We start from the raw sequence: 17,376 nt of genomic DNA, 5'->3' as shown, positions 1-17,376 counted from the left end.
TTCGGCTGATACCCAGGAAGTGAGCCTGTGAGCATCCAGTACCGCGTGCTGAGCCTGTTGCGCGACCTCGGGCCGTTGTCGCGCGCCCAGCTGACCGACCAGCTGGAAGTGGCGAGGCCGAGGCTGCTGGCTGAACTCGACCGTTTGATCGCGGCCGGAAGGGTGCTCGAGGCGGGGCCGGCCACCTCGCGAGGCGGCCGCCCTTCCACGCTTGTCCAACTCGATCCCGACATCCGGTTCGCGGCGGTGGACCTCGGTGCCAGCTCGATCGACATCGAGATCACCGACGGAGGGCTGGAACCGATCGCCTCGTATGCCGAGGCCGCCGATATCCGCAAAGGCCCGCGTGCGGTCCTGGACCGGGTCAACGAACTGCTGCACAAAATGGCGGACCAGGCCGGGTGCGCGCGGTTCAACTCGATAGGAATCGGGCTGCCGGGGCCGGTCAGCTTCAAGGAGGGGATCTCGGTCTCCCCGCCGATCATGCCGGGCTGGGACCGCTTCCCGGTCCGGGACACCCTCACCCGGGCGCACGGCTGCCCGGTCGTGGTGGACAACGACGTGAACGTGATGGCCCTCGGCGAGCGGTACGGAGGAGTCGCCAAGGCCGTCGACAACCTGCTGTTCGTGAAGATCGGCAGCGGCATAGGCTGCGGGGTCCAGGTGCACGGCCAGATCTACCGGGGGTCGGAGGGGTCCGCGGGCGACATCGGCCACATCCAGGTCGAGGCCGAGGGACCCGTCTGCTCGTGCGGCAAGACCGGCTGCCTGGAGGCGTTCTTCGGCGGTGTGGCCCTGGCCCGTGACGCCACCGCCGCCGCCCGTTCGGGGCAGTCGCCGGCGCTGGCCGAACGCCTTGCGGCGGACGGCGTCCTCACCGCTGTGGACGTGGGGGAGTGCGCAGCCGGCGGGGACGTCACGTGCGTCAACCTGATCCGGGACGGCGGCCACCGGGTGGGACAAGTCCTCGCCACGCTCGTCAGCTTCATCAACCCGTCGATGATCGTGATCGGCGGCGGCGTCTCCGGGCTCGGCCATCTGCTGCTCGCCGAGATCCGCAGCGTCGTCTACCGGGGCTCGCTACCGCTCGCCACGGGGAACCTGCAGATCGTGCTGTCGGAACTCGGCCCGCGCGCCGGAGTGACCGGCGCGGCACTGCTCGCCAGCGAACTCGACTTCGAGAGGCATCTGTGACGGACCGTCGAACCGACGGTACGACCCGATGCAATGCTGCCCAGCACGGCACGGAACACTCTCCCGCTCCCCCCCCGGACGCCCGAAGGGTGAGGCCGGCGCGGGTGCGCGGGGTCAGCGGTTGGTGGACGCCAGTGCCTGCGCGGTGTAGCGCGCGCCGCTGACTTCTTGGGCCGGGACGGCGGCGCCGAGTGCGGAGCGTTCGTCCTGGGTCAGGACGAGGTCGGCGGCCGCGGCGTTCTCCTCGAGGTACTTTCGCCTCTTCGTGCCCGGGATGGCGACGGCGCCCTGTGCGTTGACCCACGCGAGCGCGACCTGTCCCGGTGTCGCGCCGCGCGCGCCGGCGATCTCCCGTATGCGTTCGACCAGGACGAGGTTGGCCGCGATGTTCTCCGGCGAGAAGCGCGGCAGTCCGCGCCGCGCGTCGTCCGGCGCCAGGTCGTCGACGCTGCGGATGGCGCCGCTCAGGAAGCCGCGGCCCATCGGTGAGGAGGCGACCAGGCCGATGCCCAGTTCGTCCATCGTCGCCTTGCGGCCGTTGTCCAGCAGGTCCTGGCTGAACAACGACATCTCCGACTGGACCGCGGTGAGTGGGTGCACGGCATGGGCCCGGCGGATGGTCTCGGAGGACACCTCGGAGAGTCCGATCCAGCGGACCTTGCCCGCGGTGACCAGCTCGGCCATCGCGCCGATGGTGTCCTCGACGGGCGTGCGGGGATCGACCCTGTGCATGAAGTAGAGGTCGATCACCTCCGTGCCCAGATGGCGCAGCGAACGCTCCACGGCCCGGCGGACGTGTTCCGGCCGGCCGTCCAAGGGGCCGGGCGTGCCGTCGTCGGCGAAGTCGACGCCGAACTTCGTCGCAAGGACGACCTCGTCCCGGCGGTGTCCCAGCGCCCGGGCGATCAGCCTCTCGTTCTCGAAGGGGCCATAGGACTCGGCCGTGTCGATGAACGTGACTCCCAGGTCCACCGCGCGGTTGAGCGTGAGCACGGACTCCCGCTCGTCCCCGGCGCCGTAGTCCACGCTCATCCCCATCGCACCCAGGCCCTGCACCGGCACGCGCAGTCCCTGACGACCGAGGTCCACCGTCCGCATCGTGCATCCCCTTCCCGTTGGCATCGTCCGTCACCCCGCACTCCGTTCCAGGAGAGGAACACCCGATGCGCTCGATCACGTACAGCGGAGTCCGTGGAAAGTCCGCACAGACAGAGACCGTCCTGCCTGCGCGTTTGTGACACCGGGGGCCTGCGGAGCGGCAGGGTTACGCTGTCGAGCCCAGATCGGCGGTGAACCAGCGTTCCGGCCTCATACGGACCACGACGTGGTCGGCGAGTTCCACCTCGGCCATGGCCACAAACCTGTCGAGTGCCTCACCGGACAGGTAGCGGCCGGCCATCGCGCGATGGAGGGCGCTGGTCCCCTCGGCTGTCTCGGCAACCGGTCCTTCGACCGAAACGTACCGGGTCGTCGGCTCCGTGCGGTGGACCAGCAGGCTGAAGCGGCCCGCCGCCCTGATCAGGGTCATCTTCGAGGAACCCGCGCCGGTGAGGATCCACGGCAGTCCGCCGGGCACATAGGAATACCAGATCGGAATCACCAAGGGCCCGCGGTGATCGCCGGCTGCGACGCCGAGCGCGGCGACGTGCGACTCGGCCAGAAAGCTTTCGCGTTCGTCCCGTGAAAGTTCCATGCCTCGACTGTAGGCCCGGCCGCTGACAACGCTTCCGCGAGACCGAGCAGGCAGAGATCCCGGGGATCGGAGAAGACGCACCACGGGCGCAGGGGACACGTACCGCCCGAAACGCATTCGCCGGCGTCGGAGTTGTCGCCGCCGGCGGCACCACGGCCCGACGGGGACGACCCGGTCGCCCGTCCGCTTGACCGACCCCGCTCCTGCCGACCGCCGACCGCCGACCGCGTGACCCCGATCACGGGCATGGCTGAGCATGGATGCCAGGCGCCGAATGACGTTGCCTTGTGTCCATGAACGAAGACCGGGAGTTCCCCTTCCCCCCGCCCTCCCACTGGATCAACGGCCGCGCCGTCCAGGGCTCGGGCCCGCTGATCGACGTCGTCAACCCCGCGGACGAGTCCGTGATCGCTTCCGTGCACGAGGGCACCGAAGCGGATGTGGACCTGGCCGTGGACGCCGCGCTGGCCGCCTTCCCCGGGTGGTCGGCAACACCCCCGCCGGAGCGCATCGCCGTCGTCCGACGGCTCGCCGAGGGTCTGCAGGAGCACGCCGAGGAGCTCGCCGCCACCATCACCCTGGAGATGGGTGCCCCCATCTCCTTCTCCCGGCAGGCCCAGGCCGGCTTCCCGGTGGCCTCGACCTTGGCGGCGGTCACCGCGGCGGAGAGGTTCGCATGGACGGAGGTGATCGAGAACTCCCTCGTCATCCACGAGCCGATCGGCGTGGTGGGTGCCATCACTCCCTGGAACTTCCCTCTGCAGCAGCTGGTGACCAAGGTCGTGCCCGCGATGCTGGCCGGTAACACCGTGGTCCTCAAGCCGTCGGAGATCTCCCCGCTGAGTGCCCGGATGTTCGCGGAGATCGCCACCCGGGCCGGAATCCCGAACGGTGTGTTCAACGTCGTGCAGGGCACCGGTCCGGTCGTCGGCGAAGCCATCTCCCGGCACCCGAAGATCGACATGATCTCCTTCACCGGTTCCACCCGTGCCGGCAAGAGCGTCTCCGTCGCCGCCTCCGACACTGTCAAGCGGGTCGCGCTCGAGCTGGGCGGCAAGGCGGCCCACATCGTCCTGCCCGAGGCCGACCTCGACTTCGCCGTCGAGCGCGGCCTGGCATACGCCTGGGCCAACGGCGGGCAGGCCTGCGGCGCCTACGTCCGCATGCTGGTCCCGCAGGATCTCCAGAGCACCGTGGTGGAGAAGCTGCGGGCGGCGGCCGGGGAGTACACGGTCGGCGACCCCGCGGACGAGGCCACGCGGATCGGCCCGGTCGCCTCGGAGACCCAGCGGCAGCGCGTGGACGGGTACATCCGACGCGGCATCGCCGATGGCGCGCATCTCGTCGTCGGCGGCCCCGGGCGGCCCGAGGGATTCGAGAACGGCGCCTATGTCAGGCCGACGATCTTCTCCGACGTCGACCCGCACTCCGTCATCGCGCAGGAGGAGATCTTCGGCCCTGTGCTGACCGTGATCCCGTACACCGACGACGACCACGCCGTCGAGATCGCCAACGGCACCGTCTACGGGCTCAGCGGTGCCATCACCGGTGACGAGGAGCACGCCATGGCGATCGCCCGGCGCCTGCGCGTCGGCCAGGTCGACGTCAACGGAGGGAAGCACAACTTCCAGGCCCCCTTCGGCGGCTACAAGCAGTCGGGCAACGGCAGGGAGATGGGCCGCGCAGGCATCGAGGAGTTCCTGGAGAGCAAGGCGATCACCCGCTGACGCCCTCCTGCTGAAGACTCCCGGAGGGCACGGGTTCCCCCACCCGAGCCCTCCGGGTGCCGAGGGCGGCCGTGGACGGCACCACTGTCCGCGGCCGCCCATGAGGGATGGTGCCGGACGGCACACCCTCCCTCGGATGGGAATCGTCGGCCACGTCACGTTGCTCACCCCCACATGGGTCACCTCCTCGGCCGTGGCTGCCGTCTTTGACGCAGGCGGGGCCCGTGGCCCACGGATCGCACGGGAACGGCCGGCAGAGCGAAAGGACGACGATGGCGGATCGGGCAGGACTGGCCGCGTTTCTGCGGGCACGGCGCGAAGCCCTGCAGCCGGAGGACGTAGGGCTGCTCCGCGGCCGGCGCAGGCGCACCCGCGGGCTGCGCCGAGAGGAGGTGGCCGCGCTGTGTGACATGTCGGCCGACTACTACAGCCGGCTCGAGCAGCCACGCGGCCCCAACCCGTCGGAGTCCATGCTCGCCGCCATCGCCCGCGGTCTCCACCTGTCCCTGGAGGAGCGCGACCACCTCTTCCAACTCGCCGGTCACGCCAAGCCCCGGCAGCGGCGGCGTGACGACCACATCAATCCGGGGATGATGCGCGTCCTGGACCGGCTGGAGGACACTCCCGCCCAGGTCATGAACCACCTGGGCGAGACCTTGAAGCAGACGCGCATGGCGGCCGCGCTGCGAGGCGACGAGACGGGCCACACGGGACTGGCCCGCAGTGCGCACTACCGGTGGTTCACCGACCCCGCGTCGCGTCTTGTGCACCCGGAGAGCGACCACCCCGAGCAAAGCCGGCTGATGGTGGCGGACCTGTACGGCGCCTACACCCGGGACGGCGCGGACTCACGAGCCGCCGAACTCGTCGACGCGCTGCGATCCGAGAGCGCCGAGTTCGCCGGGCTGTGGCACGAGCGGCCGGTGCTGGGGCCGTACTGCGCCTCCAAACGCTTCCGGCATCCGCAGGTCGGCACGCTGGAACTGCACTGCCAGACGCTCGTCGACCCCGACCAGTCCCAGCGGCTTCTGGTCTACACCGCGGTGCCGGGCACCGAGAGCCACACCAGCCTCCAGCTCCTGTCGGTCGTCGCGTGACGGTTCGGGCGGCGGGCACCGGGCCGGGCGGCGGCCCGTATGTTCCGACCCGCTCACCTCGCGCGCCCACCCGCTGAAACGCCTGGTCGCGTCCCACCGCCGGAACCCGCGCCGTTGAAGCTCTCTAGACCTGGGGAAGCGAAGGATCGGCCGTCCAGGGAGATGGTGCGGTGAGGGACCAGCGTTCGTGGTCGTGCCAGGCCCCATTGACGTAGAGATAGGCGGGCGACAGGCCTTCGTAACGAAAGCCCAGGCGCTGGACCAGGGCCAAAGACGCCTTGTTCGCCGGTCTGATGTTGGCCTCCAGGCGGTGGAGGCGCAGGTCGTCGAAGGCGTGGTGCAGGGCGACGGTGACCCCTTCGGTCATGTAACCCCGGCCCGCGGACGGGGCGAAGGCCGCATAGCCGATGGAAGCGCCCTGGTAGCGGCCCCGGATGATCGAGTTGATGTTGACCATGCCGGCAGCCGTACCGGTCTCCTTGACCCGGATCATGAAGCCGAGGTTGGTGCCGTCGCTGAAGCGGTGCATCCATCCGTGGAACTCCTCCGCGGTCGCGGGCAGTTGCATCCACGGTAGGTGGAGCTCGGCGCTGGCCCTCACGAGCGAGCAGAACTCCTCCTGGTCGGCGAGGGTGAGCGGACGCAGGTCGACCCGTGACGGCGTAGTGGGCATGGGCCAATGGTAGGGCCGTGTACGGAGCGGAAGATCACCGCGAAGCGCTGCCGCCGACGATGGCCGAGCTGATGAAGCCGAGGACAGCGTTCGGCGGCTCCCGTACCCCGTCGGCTTCGATGCCCCCGTGGCCATGCGGGTCAGGACCGAGCCGCCCGCCGGCCGCGGTCCCCGACGCACACGTCAGGCATGGCCGGACGGTCGCCGGTGGTGACGCCGGGTGGCGGGCCGGTGACGCTTCGGAGGTCGCAGCGGTGTCACAGAGTCGGCGGCCGACGCGCTCAGTCCGAGCAATCGTCTCGAATAGTGGACACGCGTGGACCTGGTCACCCTCGGACTCGGGGTGCAGCGATGAGGTACGTCTTCCCAGCTCAAAGGCGCCTTTGTGGCTTCGTGCGAGAGCGAACACAGTCGATGTCGGCATCCGTTTCCGGCGAGAATCGTCTCGCTATATGGGACGCCTTTGACGTGGGATCTCCGCCTGGCGGATAAAGAACACACCCATAGGCCATTTCTTCGCGCAGCGTCACCTCGCGGCGTGAGTGCCGGCGATCCTCTACGCGAATGAGTGCAACGTGTCCCACCCCACCGCCATCGGACCCGCGTCCGTCCCCAACGGGCTGTGGCACGCGTGGCGCGCCGAGCGCCATCGCAGCCTCACCTCGCCGACGGGGAACCTCGCCCTCGTGGAGACCCGCTGGCTCCCGGAGGGTGAGCACTCCGACGGGCAGAAGGAGGGCGAGGGGCAGCCGGACACGGTGACCGTCACCGCGCTCCAGCGCACCGACATCGTCACCGGCGAGCCGGAGAACGGCCTGCGCTTCTGGGACGCCGACTCACCGGCCATCCGGCACTTCGACCGCGTCGACGTCTTCCCCTACGATCCGGCCTGGGTGGTGCACGCCACCTATACCCCCGTGCCCGGCGCCCGACGGATCGCCTTCGAGCACCTGCGGGACAACGGCGGCACGCGGGACCTCGTCGTCCCGGGCGACATCACCCTCACCGTGGACGGCCACGAGTACACCCTCAGCGCCTTCGACGACGACGGCACGCTGCTGCTGGTCTTCGGGGACCCCACCAACGGGGCCACCACCTACGGCGCCGGCCGCTTCCTCTTCGTGCAGCGCACCCAGGACGACGACCGCGTCCTGCTCGACTTCAACCGCGCCTTCGTCCCGCCCTGCGGCTTCTCCGATCAGTACAACTGTCCGATGCCGCCGCGGCAGAACCGTTTCCACCTGCCCGTCGAGGCCGGCGAGAAACTTCCTGTCTTCCGCGGCGGCTTCCTCGCGCAGCACTGAATCGCCCGCAGACGCCACGTCACCGCAGCACGAAAGCGCCTTCACCATGAACCTCAAGAAGACCTCCCTCTACGGCACCGCGACGGCCGCCACGCTCGCTCTGACCCTCACGGCCTGCGGCGGCTCCGGCTCCGGCGGGAGCGCAGGCGGCGCCTACGACAAGGACGCGACCGTCAACATAGGCTCGGTCTACGAGCCGCAGAACCTCGACAACACCGCGGGCGGCGGCCAGGGTGTGACCGAAGCGCTCAACGGCAACGTCTACGAGGGCCTGTTCGGACTCACCGACGGCGGCAAGGTGGAAAAGCTCCTCGCGCAGGACTACAAGGTCAGCCCCGACGGGCTCACCTACACCTTCACCCTCCGCGACGGCGTGAAGTTCCACAGCGGCAAGGAACTCACCAGTGCGGACGTCAAGTACAGCCTGCAGAAGGTCATCGCCGACGACTCGCAGTCCGCGCGCAAGAGCAACCTCGAGGTCATCAAGGACATCGCCACCCCCGACGCGCGGACGGTCAAGGTCACGCTGTCGCAGAAGTCGATCTCCTTCGTCTACAACCTCTCGTACGTCTGGATCATCAACTCCCAGGCCCAGAACCTGAAGACGACGGAGGACGGCACCGGCCCGTACAAGCTGGACAAGTGGACCCGCGGCTCGGCCCTGAGCCTGAGCCGCTTCCCGGGCTACTGGGGCCAGGCCGCCGCGAACAAGAAGGCCGTCTTCCACTACTACAAGGACGCGACGGCCCTCAACAACGCGCTGCTGACCAACGCCGTCGACGTGGTCACCAGCGAGCAGTCGCCCGACGCCCTGGACCAGTTCAAGAACAACCAGAACTACAAGGTCAGCGACGGCAACTCCACGACCAAGCTGCTGCTCGCCTTCAACGACAAGGCCAAGCCCTTCACCGACGTCAAGGTGCGCCAGGCCGTGTCGGCCGCCATCGACGACAAGAAGCTGCTGGAGTCGGTCTGGGGCGGCTACGGCAAGCTCATCGGATCGATGGTGCCGCCGACCGACCCCTGGTACGAGGACCTCACCAAGGTCAACGCCTACGATCCGGCGCACGCCAAGCAGCTGCTCTCCGAGGCCGGATACGGCAAGGGCTTCGCCTTCACTCTCGACACCCCGAACTACGACCCGCATCCGACCGCCGCCACGTTCATCAAGTCCGAACTGGCCAAGATCGGCATCACCGTCACGATCAACACGATCACCCCGGACGAGTGGTACACGAAGGTCTACAAGAACCACGACTTCACGGCGACGCTCCAGGAGCACGTCAACGACCGCGACCTCGTCTGGTACGGAAACCCCGACTTCTACTGGGGCTACGACAACAAGCAGGTCACCCAGTGGGTCCAGCAGGCCGAGGAGGCCGCCACCACCGATGAGCAGACCGCGCTGCTGAAGAAGGTCAACGAGAAGACCGCCGAGGACGCGGCGAGCGACTGGCTGTACCTGTACCCGCAGATCGTCGTCGCGACCAGCAAGCTGTCGGGCTACCCGCTCAACGGTCTCAACTCGCAGTTCTACGTCTACGACATCAAGAAGAAGGGCTGATGGCGCGTTACCTCCTGCGCCGTCTGGTCTTCCTCCTGGTGTCACTGGCCCTGGCGAGCGTGGTCCTGTTCGTGCTGCTCCGCCTGCTCCCCGGTGACCCGGCCAACGCCCTCACCGCGGTGGGCGCGAGCCCGGAGCAGATCGCCGCGGCACGGCACTCGATCGGGTCCGACCGGCCGCTGCCCGAGCAGTTCACCCACTGGCTCGGGCAGCTGGCCCAGGGCGACCTCGGGGCATCCTTCGTCAGCTCGCTGCCCGTCGGACCCGAGGTCGCGTCCCGGCTGAACGTCACCCTCCCGCTGACCCTGGCTGCCTTCCTGCTCGCCGTTCTCATCGCCGTCCCCGCCGGTTTCGTCGCCGCCCACAAGCGGCACACCTGGTACGGGGCCCTGCTGAGCGGTGTCTCCCAACTGGGCATCGCCATACCGGTGTTCTGGCTGGGCATGATCCTCATCGCCGTGTTCGCCCTGAACGCGGGCTGGCTGCCGGCCGGTGGCTTCCCGCCGGACGGCTGGTCCGCGCCCGCCGACGCGATCCGCTCCCTCGTCCTGCCGGTCGTGACCATCGCCCTGGTGATGAGCGCCTCCCTGATCCGCTACGTGCGCTCCGCGTCCCTCGACGTGCTGGGCAGCGACTACCTGCGGACCGCCCGCGCCCTCGGGTCCTCCTTCGGCCGGGCGATGTGGCGGCACGGACTGCGCAACGCCTCGGTCCCGGTGATCTCCGTCCTCGGCATCGAGCTGGCCACGACCCTGCTCGGCGCGGTCGTGGTCGAGTCGGTGTACGCGCTGCCGGGTCTCGGCTCGATGCTCGCCACCGGCATCGCGCAGCACGACTACCCGGTCATCCAGGGCGTGCTGTTCGTCTCCACGCTCGCCGTGCTGGTCATCGGCTTCGTCGCCGACCTGGTCCAGCGGATCATCGACCCGCGGCTGCGCGCACGGCTGTCGGGAGGAGCCCGATGACCTCCGACGTTCTCGAACCCGCCCGGAGCGGGCGGGCGACACGAGCCGGGCGCGGTTTCCGGGGCTCCGCCACGCTCGTCGTCGGCGGTGTCCTGGCCGGCCTGATCGTGCTGCTCGCCCTGGTCTCCCTGTTCTGGACGCCCTACTCCGCCGACGACACCTCCGGCGGACGGCTGACGGCCCCCGGCGGGGGCCATCTGCTGGGCACCGACAAGCTCGGCCGCGACCTGTTCACCCAGGTGATGGCGGGCTCGCGCATCGCCGTCGAGGCGGGGCTGGGGTCCGTGCTCATCGCCGCCGCCCTCGGCCTCACCCTGGGCATGCTCGCCGCCTTCGCACAGGGCTGGCTCGACGACACCCTGTCCGCGTTCCTCGACATCCTGATCGCCTTCCCGACGCTGCTGCTCGCCATGCTCATCGTCGCGGCGCGCTCGGCGACCCTCGGCTCCGCGGTCCTCGCGATCGGTCTGGCGCAGAGCGCCGTCGTCGCGCGGCTGGCCCGCATCCTGGTCAAACGCGTGCTGGCGCAGGACTACATCACCGCAGCGCGCACGTCCGGCACGTCCTGGCCCCGCACCGTGCTCGGCCACGTCCTGCCGAACATCTGGCCCACCCTCGTGGTGAACCTCGCCCTGCAGTTCGGCCTCGCCGTACTGGCCGAGGCGGGCCTGTCCTACCTCGGCCTGGGCGCCCCGCCGCCCAACGCCTCGTGGGGCCGCATGCTCCAGGAGGCGCAGGCCACCTTCACCACTGCCCCCGCCGGGGCACTCGCCCCGGGCATCCTGCTGGTCCTGCTCGTCATCGGCGTGAATCTGATCGCCGACGGGCTGCGGGACTCCCTCGACCCCGCGGCCCGCCGGAGGCGCACATGAGCCTCCTCGACGTACGCGGGCTGACCGTCAGGACCACCGACGGCCGCACCCTCGTCGACGACCTCTCCTTCAGCGTGGAGAGTGGTGAACGACTCGGTCTCATCGGCGAGTCCGGCTCCGGCAAGTCCCTCACCACGCTCGCCGTCCTCGGCCTCCTGCCCGACGGCATCACCGCCACCGGCAGCATCGAACTGGCCGGAACCCAGATCGTGGGCGCCTCCGACAGGCGGCTCACCGCGGTACGCGGCCGCGACGCGGCCATCGTCTTCCAGGAACCGCTCACCGCGCTCGATCCGCTGATGCGCGTGGGCCGGCAGATCGCCGAACCCCTCGCCCGGCGCACCGGCCTGAAGAGAGCCGCCCTGCGTGACGCCGTGCGTGACGCGCTGACACAGGTGCGGCTGCCCGATCCGGAGCGTGTCGCCCGGGCGTTCCCGCACGAGATCTCCGGCGGACAGCGACAGCGCGTCGCCCTGGCCATGGCCCTGGCCTGCGCGCCCGCTCTGCTCATCGCCGACGAGCCGACGACCGCGCTGGACGTGTCGGTCCAGGCGGAGATGCTGGACCTCGTCGACGCCCTCGTGCGGGAACGGAGGATGGCCGTGGTCTTCGTCAGCCACGACCTCGCCGTCGTCGCCCGGGTGACCGACCGCGCCCTGGTCATGAAGGACGGCCGCGCCGTCGAGGAGGGCACGGTCCGTGACCTCGTCCGCTCGCCTCGCCATGAGTACACCAAGGCCCTCGTGGCCAGCGCGCGGCGACTGGAGTCCGCTTTGGACCTGAGGAGCGCACCGTGACGCCCGTGCTGGAACTGAAGGACGTGACCCTGCGGCACCGGGGCAGCACGGCCGACGCGGTGCGGGACGTCTCCCTCGCCGTCGAGGCGGGGGAGAGTCTCGCCCTCGTCGGTGAGTCCGGGGCCGGCAAGACGACGCTCATGCGCCTGCTGCTCGGACTGTCCCGTCCCACCGTCGGAAGTGTCCACTTCGACGGCGCCGGCCTCACCCTTCGCGACCGGGAGCAGATGCGCCGGTTCCGGCGCAGCGTGCAATGCGTCTTCCAGGACCCCTACTCCTCGCTGGACCCCCGCCGGCGCGTGGGGGCCATCGTGGCGGAGCCGCTGCGCTCCCTTGGAATCGACACACGGTCCGCCGCACTGCCGAAGGCGGCCGCCGCCCTGGAGCGCGTCGGGCTGCCCGCCGACGCGCTGCACCGCTACCCGCACGAGTTCTCCGGCGGACAGCGCCAGCGCATCGCGATCGCACGAGCCGTGGTGTGCCACCCGCGGGTGCTGCTCGCCGACGAGCCGGTCAGCGCACTCGACGTCACCACCCGGGTCAAGGTCGTGGACCTGCTGGCGGAGCTCAAGCGGGAACAGGGGCTCACCCTCGTGATGGTCTCCCACGACCTGTCGGTCGTGGCGTCCCTGTGCGAACGCACCGCTGTGCTGGAGCACGGCCGCGTCGTCGAACAGGGCGACACCGGCCAGGTGCTGGGCCGCCCCGCCCACCCCTACACCCGGCGGCTGATCGACAGCGTGCCGCGACTGCCCGCCTGACCCGGGCGATCGAGGCCCTGGCCGGCCGACTGCCCGCTCGGCCTGTCGTTCAGCGCGCGGCCTCCGCCACGGGGTTCGGGCTGTGGTCGGGGTCGACCTGAAGGGCGGGCCGCCACCCGAGTTCCGGCGCGATCAGGTGTCGTACGTCGTGCAGGATCTGCTCGTACTCCTCGTGACGGAACTCGTACGGCAGCTCGAGGCGGAGTTCCGACACCGACGCGAGCACGGGGTCCGCGGTGAGCCGTTCCAGGATCTGGTCCGCGGTCCCGACGAGGTCCGGGGCGAAGAGGATCCGCCGCGTGCCGATGGTCTGCGGTGCCAGTGTGCGCTGGTGCCGGCCGGCGGCGTAGTCGGCATAGCGGGTGCGGGTGGCGGCGTCGGCACTGTCGAACGGGACGACGACGCGCCCCAGGGCGATGCGTGCCTCCGGGCGGACCGCGTGCGCGGTGCGCCGGTACTCGGAGAGTATGCGCTGTTGGGCCGAGGTGAAGTCGTCGGTGTCCCCGTCGGCGCTGACGATGTTCCCGGACAGCAGGTGCAGGCCGTGTTCGGCGGCCCAGCGGACGGAGGTGAGGCTGCCCGCGCCGTACCAGATGCGGTCGGTCAGTCCGGGGTTGTGCGGTTGCAGCCGCGGGCGCTGGATGGCACCGGGGGAGCGGATCACCGTGTCCGGGCCGCCCAGCCATCGGCCGCGCAGGTTGTCGACGAGGCGGGCGATTCTGCCGTACGACAGGTCGAAACTGCGCCAGTCCCCGTCGTACACCAGGTCCCCCAGCAACTCGGCGTGCGGCATGCCGGTGCTGAAGCCGGCCTGCAGTCGCCCCTGGGACAGCACGTCGGCCAGCGACAGATCCTCGGCCAACCGGAACGGGCTCTCGTACCCGATGGGGATGACCGCGGTCCCCAGCTCCACCCGCCGGGTGCGCTGGGCGGCCGCGGCGAGGAACACCGCGGCCGACCCGACGCCGTGTTCGAGGTGGCGCTGCCGGACCCAGGCGCCGTCGAAGCCGAGCCGTTCGCCGTACTCGAACAGGCGCAGTGTCTCCTCCAGCCCGGTGTGCGGGTCCTCGTCGTCGAAGTTGCCCGGGGTGAGGAACGCCAGCGAGGTGATCCGGTCGGTGCTCATGCGGGTTGCGTCCTCACGTGGTGGCGGGCTCGGCGGCGGGGCCGGCGGGGGAGGAGGTGCTTCGGCCCGGTATCGCCGCGAGCAGTTCGCGGGTGTACGCGTGGCCCGGGCGGGTGAACAACTGCTCGACGGTTCCGGTCTCCACGATGCGACCGGCCCGCATGACGGCGACCTCGTGTGCGATCTGCCGCACGACGGCCAGGTCGTGCGAGATGAACAGGTAGGCCACCTGACTGCCGGCCTGGAGTTCGGCCAGGAGGTCGAGAACCTGGGCCTGGACCGACACGTCGAGCGCCGACACCGGTTCGTCGCAGACCACCAGGTCCGGCGAGAGCGCGAGGGCGCGTGCGATGGCCACGCGCTGGCGCTGCCCCCCGGACAGCTCCGCCGGGCGGCGGCCGAGGACCGAGGCCGGCAGCGCCACCCGGTCCAGCAGTTCGCGGGCCCGGTCGAGCCGGGAGCGCCGGTCGCCGACCCGGAAGGCGCGCAACGGCTCGGTGATCACCTCCCCGATGGAGAACCGCGGGTCCAGCGAGGCGTACGGGTTCTGGTAGACGAGCTGGGCCCGGCGGCGCAGGTCTCTGGCCCGGGACCCGCGGGAGTCGGTGACGTCGTGGCCGTCGAACAGGATCTGCCCGGAGGTCGCTTCGGTCAGGCGCAGCACGAGGCGGGCGGTGGTCGACTTCCCGGACCCGGACTCGCCCACCAGGGCCAGGGTCCGGCCGCGGCGCACGGTGAGACTGACGTCGTCGACCGCGCGCAGCGTCCGGGACCCGCCCGCCGCGCGGGGCAGCCTGAACTCCTTGACCGCGTTGCGGACCTCGACCAGGGGCGGTGCCTCGGCATCGCCGGCGGACGGCGCGCGGACGGCGACGGGGCGGGCCGCGCCCAGGCTGGGAGCGCTGTCCAGCAGCCGGCGGGTGTAGGGATGCTGCGGGGCACGGAGGACGTCCCGGGTCGGTCCGGTCTCGACGACCTGGCCCTGGGACATGACGACGATGTGCTGTGCGCGGTCGGCGGCCACCCCGAGATCGTGGGTCACGAGCAGCAGCGCGGTGCCGTACTCCGTGGTGAGGTGCTGCAACTGGTCGAGGATGAGCCGCTGCACGGTGACGTCGAGCGCGCTGGTCGGCTCGTCCGCGATGATCAGCTTCGGTGTGGCGGCGATGGCGATCGCGATCAGCGCCCGTTGGCGCATGCCGCCGGAGAGCTCGTGCGGGTACTGCCGCGCGCGGACGGCCGGATCGCGCAGCCCGGCCTGCTCCAGTACGGCCAGGGCCTCCGAGGCGGCGGTGCGGCGACTGGCCCGGCCGTGGATGCGCAACACCTCGGCGACCTGCTCGCCGACGCGCTTGACCGGGTTGAGCGACACAGAAGGGTCCTGCGGGACGAGGCCGATCTGCGCGCCGCGCAGCACCCGCAGTTCCGCCTCCGTCAGCGTGGTGAGGTCGTGCCCGCCGAACCGGACCGTTCCGGCGTCGATCCTGCCGTTAGCCGCGAGCAGCCGGGTGACGGCGTGCGCGGTGGTGCTCTTGCCGGAGCCCGACTCGCCCACCACGGCGGTCACCTCGCCCGCCCGGACGTCCAGGTCGACGCCCCGCACGGCGTGCACGGGACCGCTGCGCGTGTCGTACGACACCGACAGGCCGCGTATCTCCAGCAGGGCTGTGGTCATGTCCCCATCCGTATGCGTTCGGGAGCGGGTCGCGGGCCGGTTCATCGCTGCTCCGACCATTCGCCGTCCAGGGCCCGGGCGACGCGATTGGTGGCCAGTACCGTCGCGGCGATCACCAGGCCGGGCAGGGCCGTCAGCCACCAGGCGTTGGCCTGGTAGTTGCGGCCGACGGAGATGAGGGTTCCCCACTCCGGGGCCGGGGGAGGCGCCCCGTAGCCGAGGAAGCTCAGCGACGACACGGACAGGATCGCCGTCCCCAGTTCGAGGGTGGCCAGGACGACGATCGGGCCCGCGGCGTTCGGCAGCACGTGCCGTCCCAGCACGGAGTACCAGCGGGCCCCGCAGGACCGCGACGCCTCGACGAAGACGGCCTGCCGCACCCGCAGCACCTCCGACCGGGCCACCCGCGCGAAGCTCGCGACGCCGGCGATCCCGACCGCGAACGCCACCTTCACCGTCCCGTACCCCAGCGCGGTGACCAGGGCCAGGGACAGGAACAGCGCGGGAATGGAGAGCAGCACGTCCACGAAGCGCATCAGGACGTCGTCGACCCACCGGCCCACGAACCCGGCCACCAGACCGAGCAGGCCGCCGAGCACGAACGCCACCGCGACGGCGATCAGCGTTGCCTTGAGGGACAGTTGCGCCCCGTGCACCACGCGGGAGAACAGGTCGCGTCCCAGTTCGTCGGTGCCGAACCAGTGCTCGCCGCTGGGCCCGCGGAAGTTCTGTGAGGGCGTCCCTTCCAGCGGGTTCCGCGAGGTGAACAGCTCCGGGTGGAACGAGGCGAGCAGCACCAGGACAACGACGACTACCGACGCCAGCAGGCCGGGGCGGCGCAGCAGGAACCGCAGCGCCCGCCGCGGGCCCCCGTTCCGCGAACCCGGCGGTGTACCGTCGCCCGGCCCCCCCGGCCGTTCCGGGCCCTGCGCCGCGGGTTCGGCGGCGTCTTGGACAAGGCTCTGGCTCATGCGAAACTCGCCCTCCTGCCCGAGGCCACCACGATGCGCGGATCCAGCAGCGGGTAGACGAGGTCGACCGCCAGGTTCGCCAGTACGAAGATCAGCGCGCCGAACACCACCACGCCCTGGACCAGCGGAAGGTCCTGCGCCGTGACCGCGGCGACCGTCACCCGGCCCAGACCGTCACGGGCGAAGACGGTCTCCACGACCACGGAGCCGGCGACGAGCTGCCCGACCAGCAGCCCCACCACCGTGAGCGCCGGCAAGGACGCGTTGCGCAGCGCGTGCCGCAGATGGATGCGCCGGCGGCCGGCGCCCTTGGCCCGCGCCGTCTCCACGTAGGCCTGGCCCAGTGCCGTGAACAGGCTCTTGGCCAGCACCTGTGCGACCAGTGCGCCGGTCGGGACGGCCAGCGTCACCGCGGGCAGCACCAGTGCCCGCAGCCCGTCGTTGCCGAAGGCCGGGAACCAGCGCAGCCGGAAGGAGAACGCCTCGACGAGGACCAGCCCGACCCAGAATGTGGGAACCGACACCCCCAGGGGCGGCAGTGAGAGCAGTACCTGCCGCAGCCACCGCCGCCGGGTGAAGGTCGCCAGCATCGCCAGTGCGCCGCCCCCGGCGACCGCGAGCAGCAGCGCGGCCCCGGTCAGTTGCAGGGTCTGCGGCAGTGCGTCGGCCAGGGTCGAGGTCACGGGCCGGCCCGTGGAGATCGCGTCGCCGAAGTCGCCGCGCACGGCCCGGCCGAGGTACTCGATGTACTGCTCGGGAACCGGCTTGTCGAAGCCGTACTGGTGCCGGAGCGCCGCGAGCCGGGCCGGATCGATGGCGGCCGAGTCCGCCCCTGCGCCGGCCAGCGCCGACACCGGGTCACCGGGCAGGTAGTCCAGCACGAGGAACGACAGCGTGTAGGCCGCCCACAACACGCCGAGCGCCTGTGCGAGCCGCTTGATCACGTAAGTGGTCATG

Annotated in this window: 16 protein-coding genes; 9 read left to right on the top strand and 7 right to left on the bottom strand. The window is 70.7% G+C overall.

The window, feature by feature from the left end:
• Positions 1-27 precede the first annotated feature (27 nt).
• Positions 28-1,194, top strand: coding sequence for an ROK family transcriptional regulator (locus PV364_RS17895; RefSeq protein ID WP_319661018.1), 1,167 nt, complete (start codon positions 28-30; stop codon positions 1,192-1,194).
• 114 nt (positions 1,195-1,308) lie between these two features.
• On the opposite strand, the gene PV364_RS17890 is transcribed toward PV364_RS17895, so the two are convergent.
• Together PV364_RS17890 and PV364_RS17885 are read right to left on the bottom strand one after the other, a co-directional pair.
• Positions 1,309-2,292: an aldo/keto reductase gene (locus tag PV364_RS17890; protein WP_319661017.1), complete on the bottom strand. Its 984-nt coding sequence runs from the start codon at positions 2,290-2,292 to the stop codon at positions 1,309-1,311.
• Between the two features lie 166 nt (positions 2,293-2,458).
• Positions 2,459-2,887, bottom strand: a complete 429-nt coding sequence (locus PV364_RS17885; protein ID WP_319661016.1) for a pyridoxamine 5'-phosphate oxidase family protein — start codon at positions 2,885-2,887, stop codon at positions 2,459-2,461.
• A 293-nt stretch (positions 2,888-3,180) separates the two neighbouring features.
• Here PV364_RS17885 and PV364_RS17880 point away from each other — a divergent pair, with 293 nt between their 5' ends.
• Positions 3,181-4,614 carry an aldehyde dehydrogenase family protein gene (locus tag PV364_RS17880; RefSeq protein ID WP_319661015.1) on the top strand — a complete coding sequence of 478 codons (1,434 nt, stop codon included), beginning with the start codon at positions 3,181-3,183 and terminating at the stop codon, positions 4,612-4,614.
• Positions 4,615-4,886: 272 nt separating this feature from the next.
• Positions 4,887-5,711 (top strand): helix-turn-helix transcriptional regulator, encoded by an 825-nt coding sequence (locus tag PV364_RS17875; RefSeq protein ID WP_319661014.1) that lies wholly within the window; start codon positions 4,887-4,889, stop codon positions 5,709-5,711.
• A gap of 124 nt (positions 5,712-5,835) precedes the next feature.
• Here PV364_RS17875 and PV364_RS17870 read toward each other — a convergent pair whose 3' ends face one another.
• The gene (locus tag PV364_RS17870; RefSeq protein ID WP_319661012.1) at positions 5,836-6,384 is read right to left on the bottom strand and encodes a GNAT family N-acetyltransferase; all 549 of its coding nucleotides are present in this window, start codon (positions 6,382-6,384) and stop codon (positions 5,836-5,838) included.
• A gap of 575 nt (positions 6,385-6,959) precedes the next feature.
• Here PV364_RS17870 and PV364_RS17865 point away from each other — a divergent pair.
• The 6 genes from PV364_RS17865 to PV364_RS17840 are packed head-to-tail and all read left to right on the top strand — an operon-like array spanning position 6,960 to position 12,647.
• Positions 6,960-7,688, top strand: a complete 729-nt coding sequence (locus tag PV364_RS17865) for a DUF1684 domain-containing protein (protein WP_319661011.1) — start codon at positions 6,960-6,962, stop codon at positions 7,686-7,688.
• 46 nt (positions 7,689-7,734) lie between these two features.
• Positions 7,735-9,252, top strand: a complete 1,518-nt coding sequence (locus PV364_RS17860) for an ABC transporter substrate-binding protein (RefSeq protein ID WP_319661010.1) — start codon at positions 7,735-7,737, stop codon at positions 9,250-9,252.
• Positions 9,252-10,217: an ABC transporter permease gene (locus PV364_RS17855; protein ID WP_319661009.1), complete on the top strand. Its 966-nt coding sequence runs from the start codon at positions 9,252-9,254 to the stop codon at positions 10,215-10,217. Before PV364_RS17860 ends, PV364_RS17855 begins: the two co-directional genes overlap by 1 nt.
• A complete protein-coding gene (locus PV364_RS17850; protein WP_319661008.1) occupies positions 10,214-11,089 on the top strand; it encodes an ABC transporter permease in 876 nt (291 codons plus the stop codon). The genes PV364_RS17855 and PV364_RS17850 overlap by 4 nt, the downstream gene beginning before the upstream one ends.
• The gene (locus tag PV364_RS17845) at positions 11,086-11,886 is read left to right on the top strand and encodes an ABC transporter ATP-binding protein (RefSeq protein ID WP_319661007.1); all 801 of its coding nucleotides are present in this window, start codon (positions 11,086-11,088) and stop codon (positions 11,884-11,886) included. Before PV364_RS17850 ends, PV364_RS17845 begins: the two co-directional genes overlap by 4 nt.
• Positions 11,883-12,647 carry an ABC transporter ATP-binding protein gene (locus PV364_RS17840; RefSeq protein WP_319661006.1) on the top strand — a complete coding sequence of 255 codons (765 nt, stop codon included), beginning with the start codon at positions 11,883-11,885 and terminating at the stop codon, positions 12,645-12,647. Before PV364_RS17845 ends, PV364_RS17840 begins: the two co-directional genes overlap by 4 nt.
• A 49-nt stretch (positions 12,648-12,696) precedes the next feature.
• Here the strand turns inward: PV364_RS17840 and PV364_RS17835 are convergent, their stop codons facing one another.
• Genes PV364_RS17835 through PV364_RS17820 form a run of 4 tightly spaced genes read right to left on the bottom strand, consistent with a single transcriptional unit; the run spans position 12,697 to position 17,375 of the window.
• Positions 12,697-13,773: an LLM class flavin-dependent oxidoreductase gene (locus tag PV364_RS17835; RefSeq protein WP_319661005.1), complete on the bottom strand. Its 1,077-nt coding sequence runs from the start codon at positions 13,771-13,773 to the stop codon at positions 12,697-12,699.
• A 13-nt stretch (positions 13,774-13,786) separates the two neighbouring features.
• A complete protein-coding gene (locus PV364_RS17830) occupies positions 13,787-15,448 on the bottom strand; it encodes an ABC transporter ATP-binding protein (RefSeq protein WP_319661003.1) in 1,662 nt (553 codons plus the stop codon).
• Positions 15,449-15,489: 41 nt separating this feature from the next.
• Entirely contained in the window at positions 15,490-16,419 is a 930-nt protein-coding gene (locus PV364_RS17825; protein ID WP_319661002.1) for an ABC transporter permease, read from the bottom strand.
• On the bottom strand, positions 16,416-17,375 hold the full coding sequence (locus PV364_RS17820; RefSeq protein ID WP_319661001.1) for an ABC transporter permease: 960 nt from the start codon (positions 17,373-17,375) through the stop codon (positions 16,416-16,418). The genes PV364_RS17825 and PV364_RS17820 overlap by 4 nt, the downstream gene beginning before the upstream one ends.
• Position 17,376 lies beyond the last annotated feature (1 nt).

Origin of the sequence: Streptomyces sp. MI02-7b, from assembly GCF_033793585.1 — a bacterium.
Lineage (GTDB): Bacteria > Actinomycetota > Actinomycetes > Streptomycetales > Streptomycetaceae > Actinacidiphila.
The sequence above is the reverse complement of the archived record's forward strand: the minus strand, read 5'-3'. Positions and strand labels throughout refer to the sequence as shown.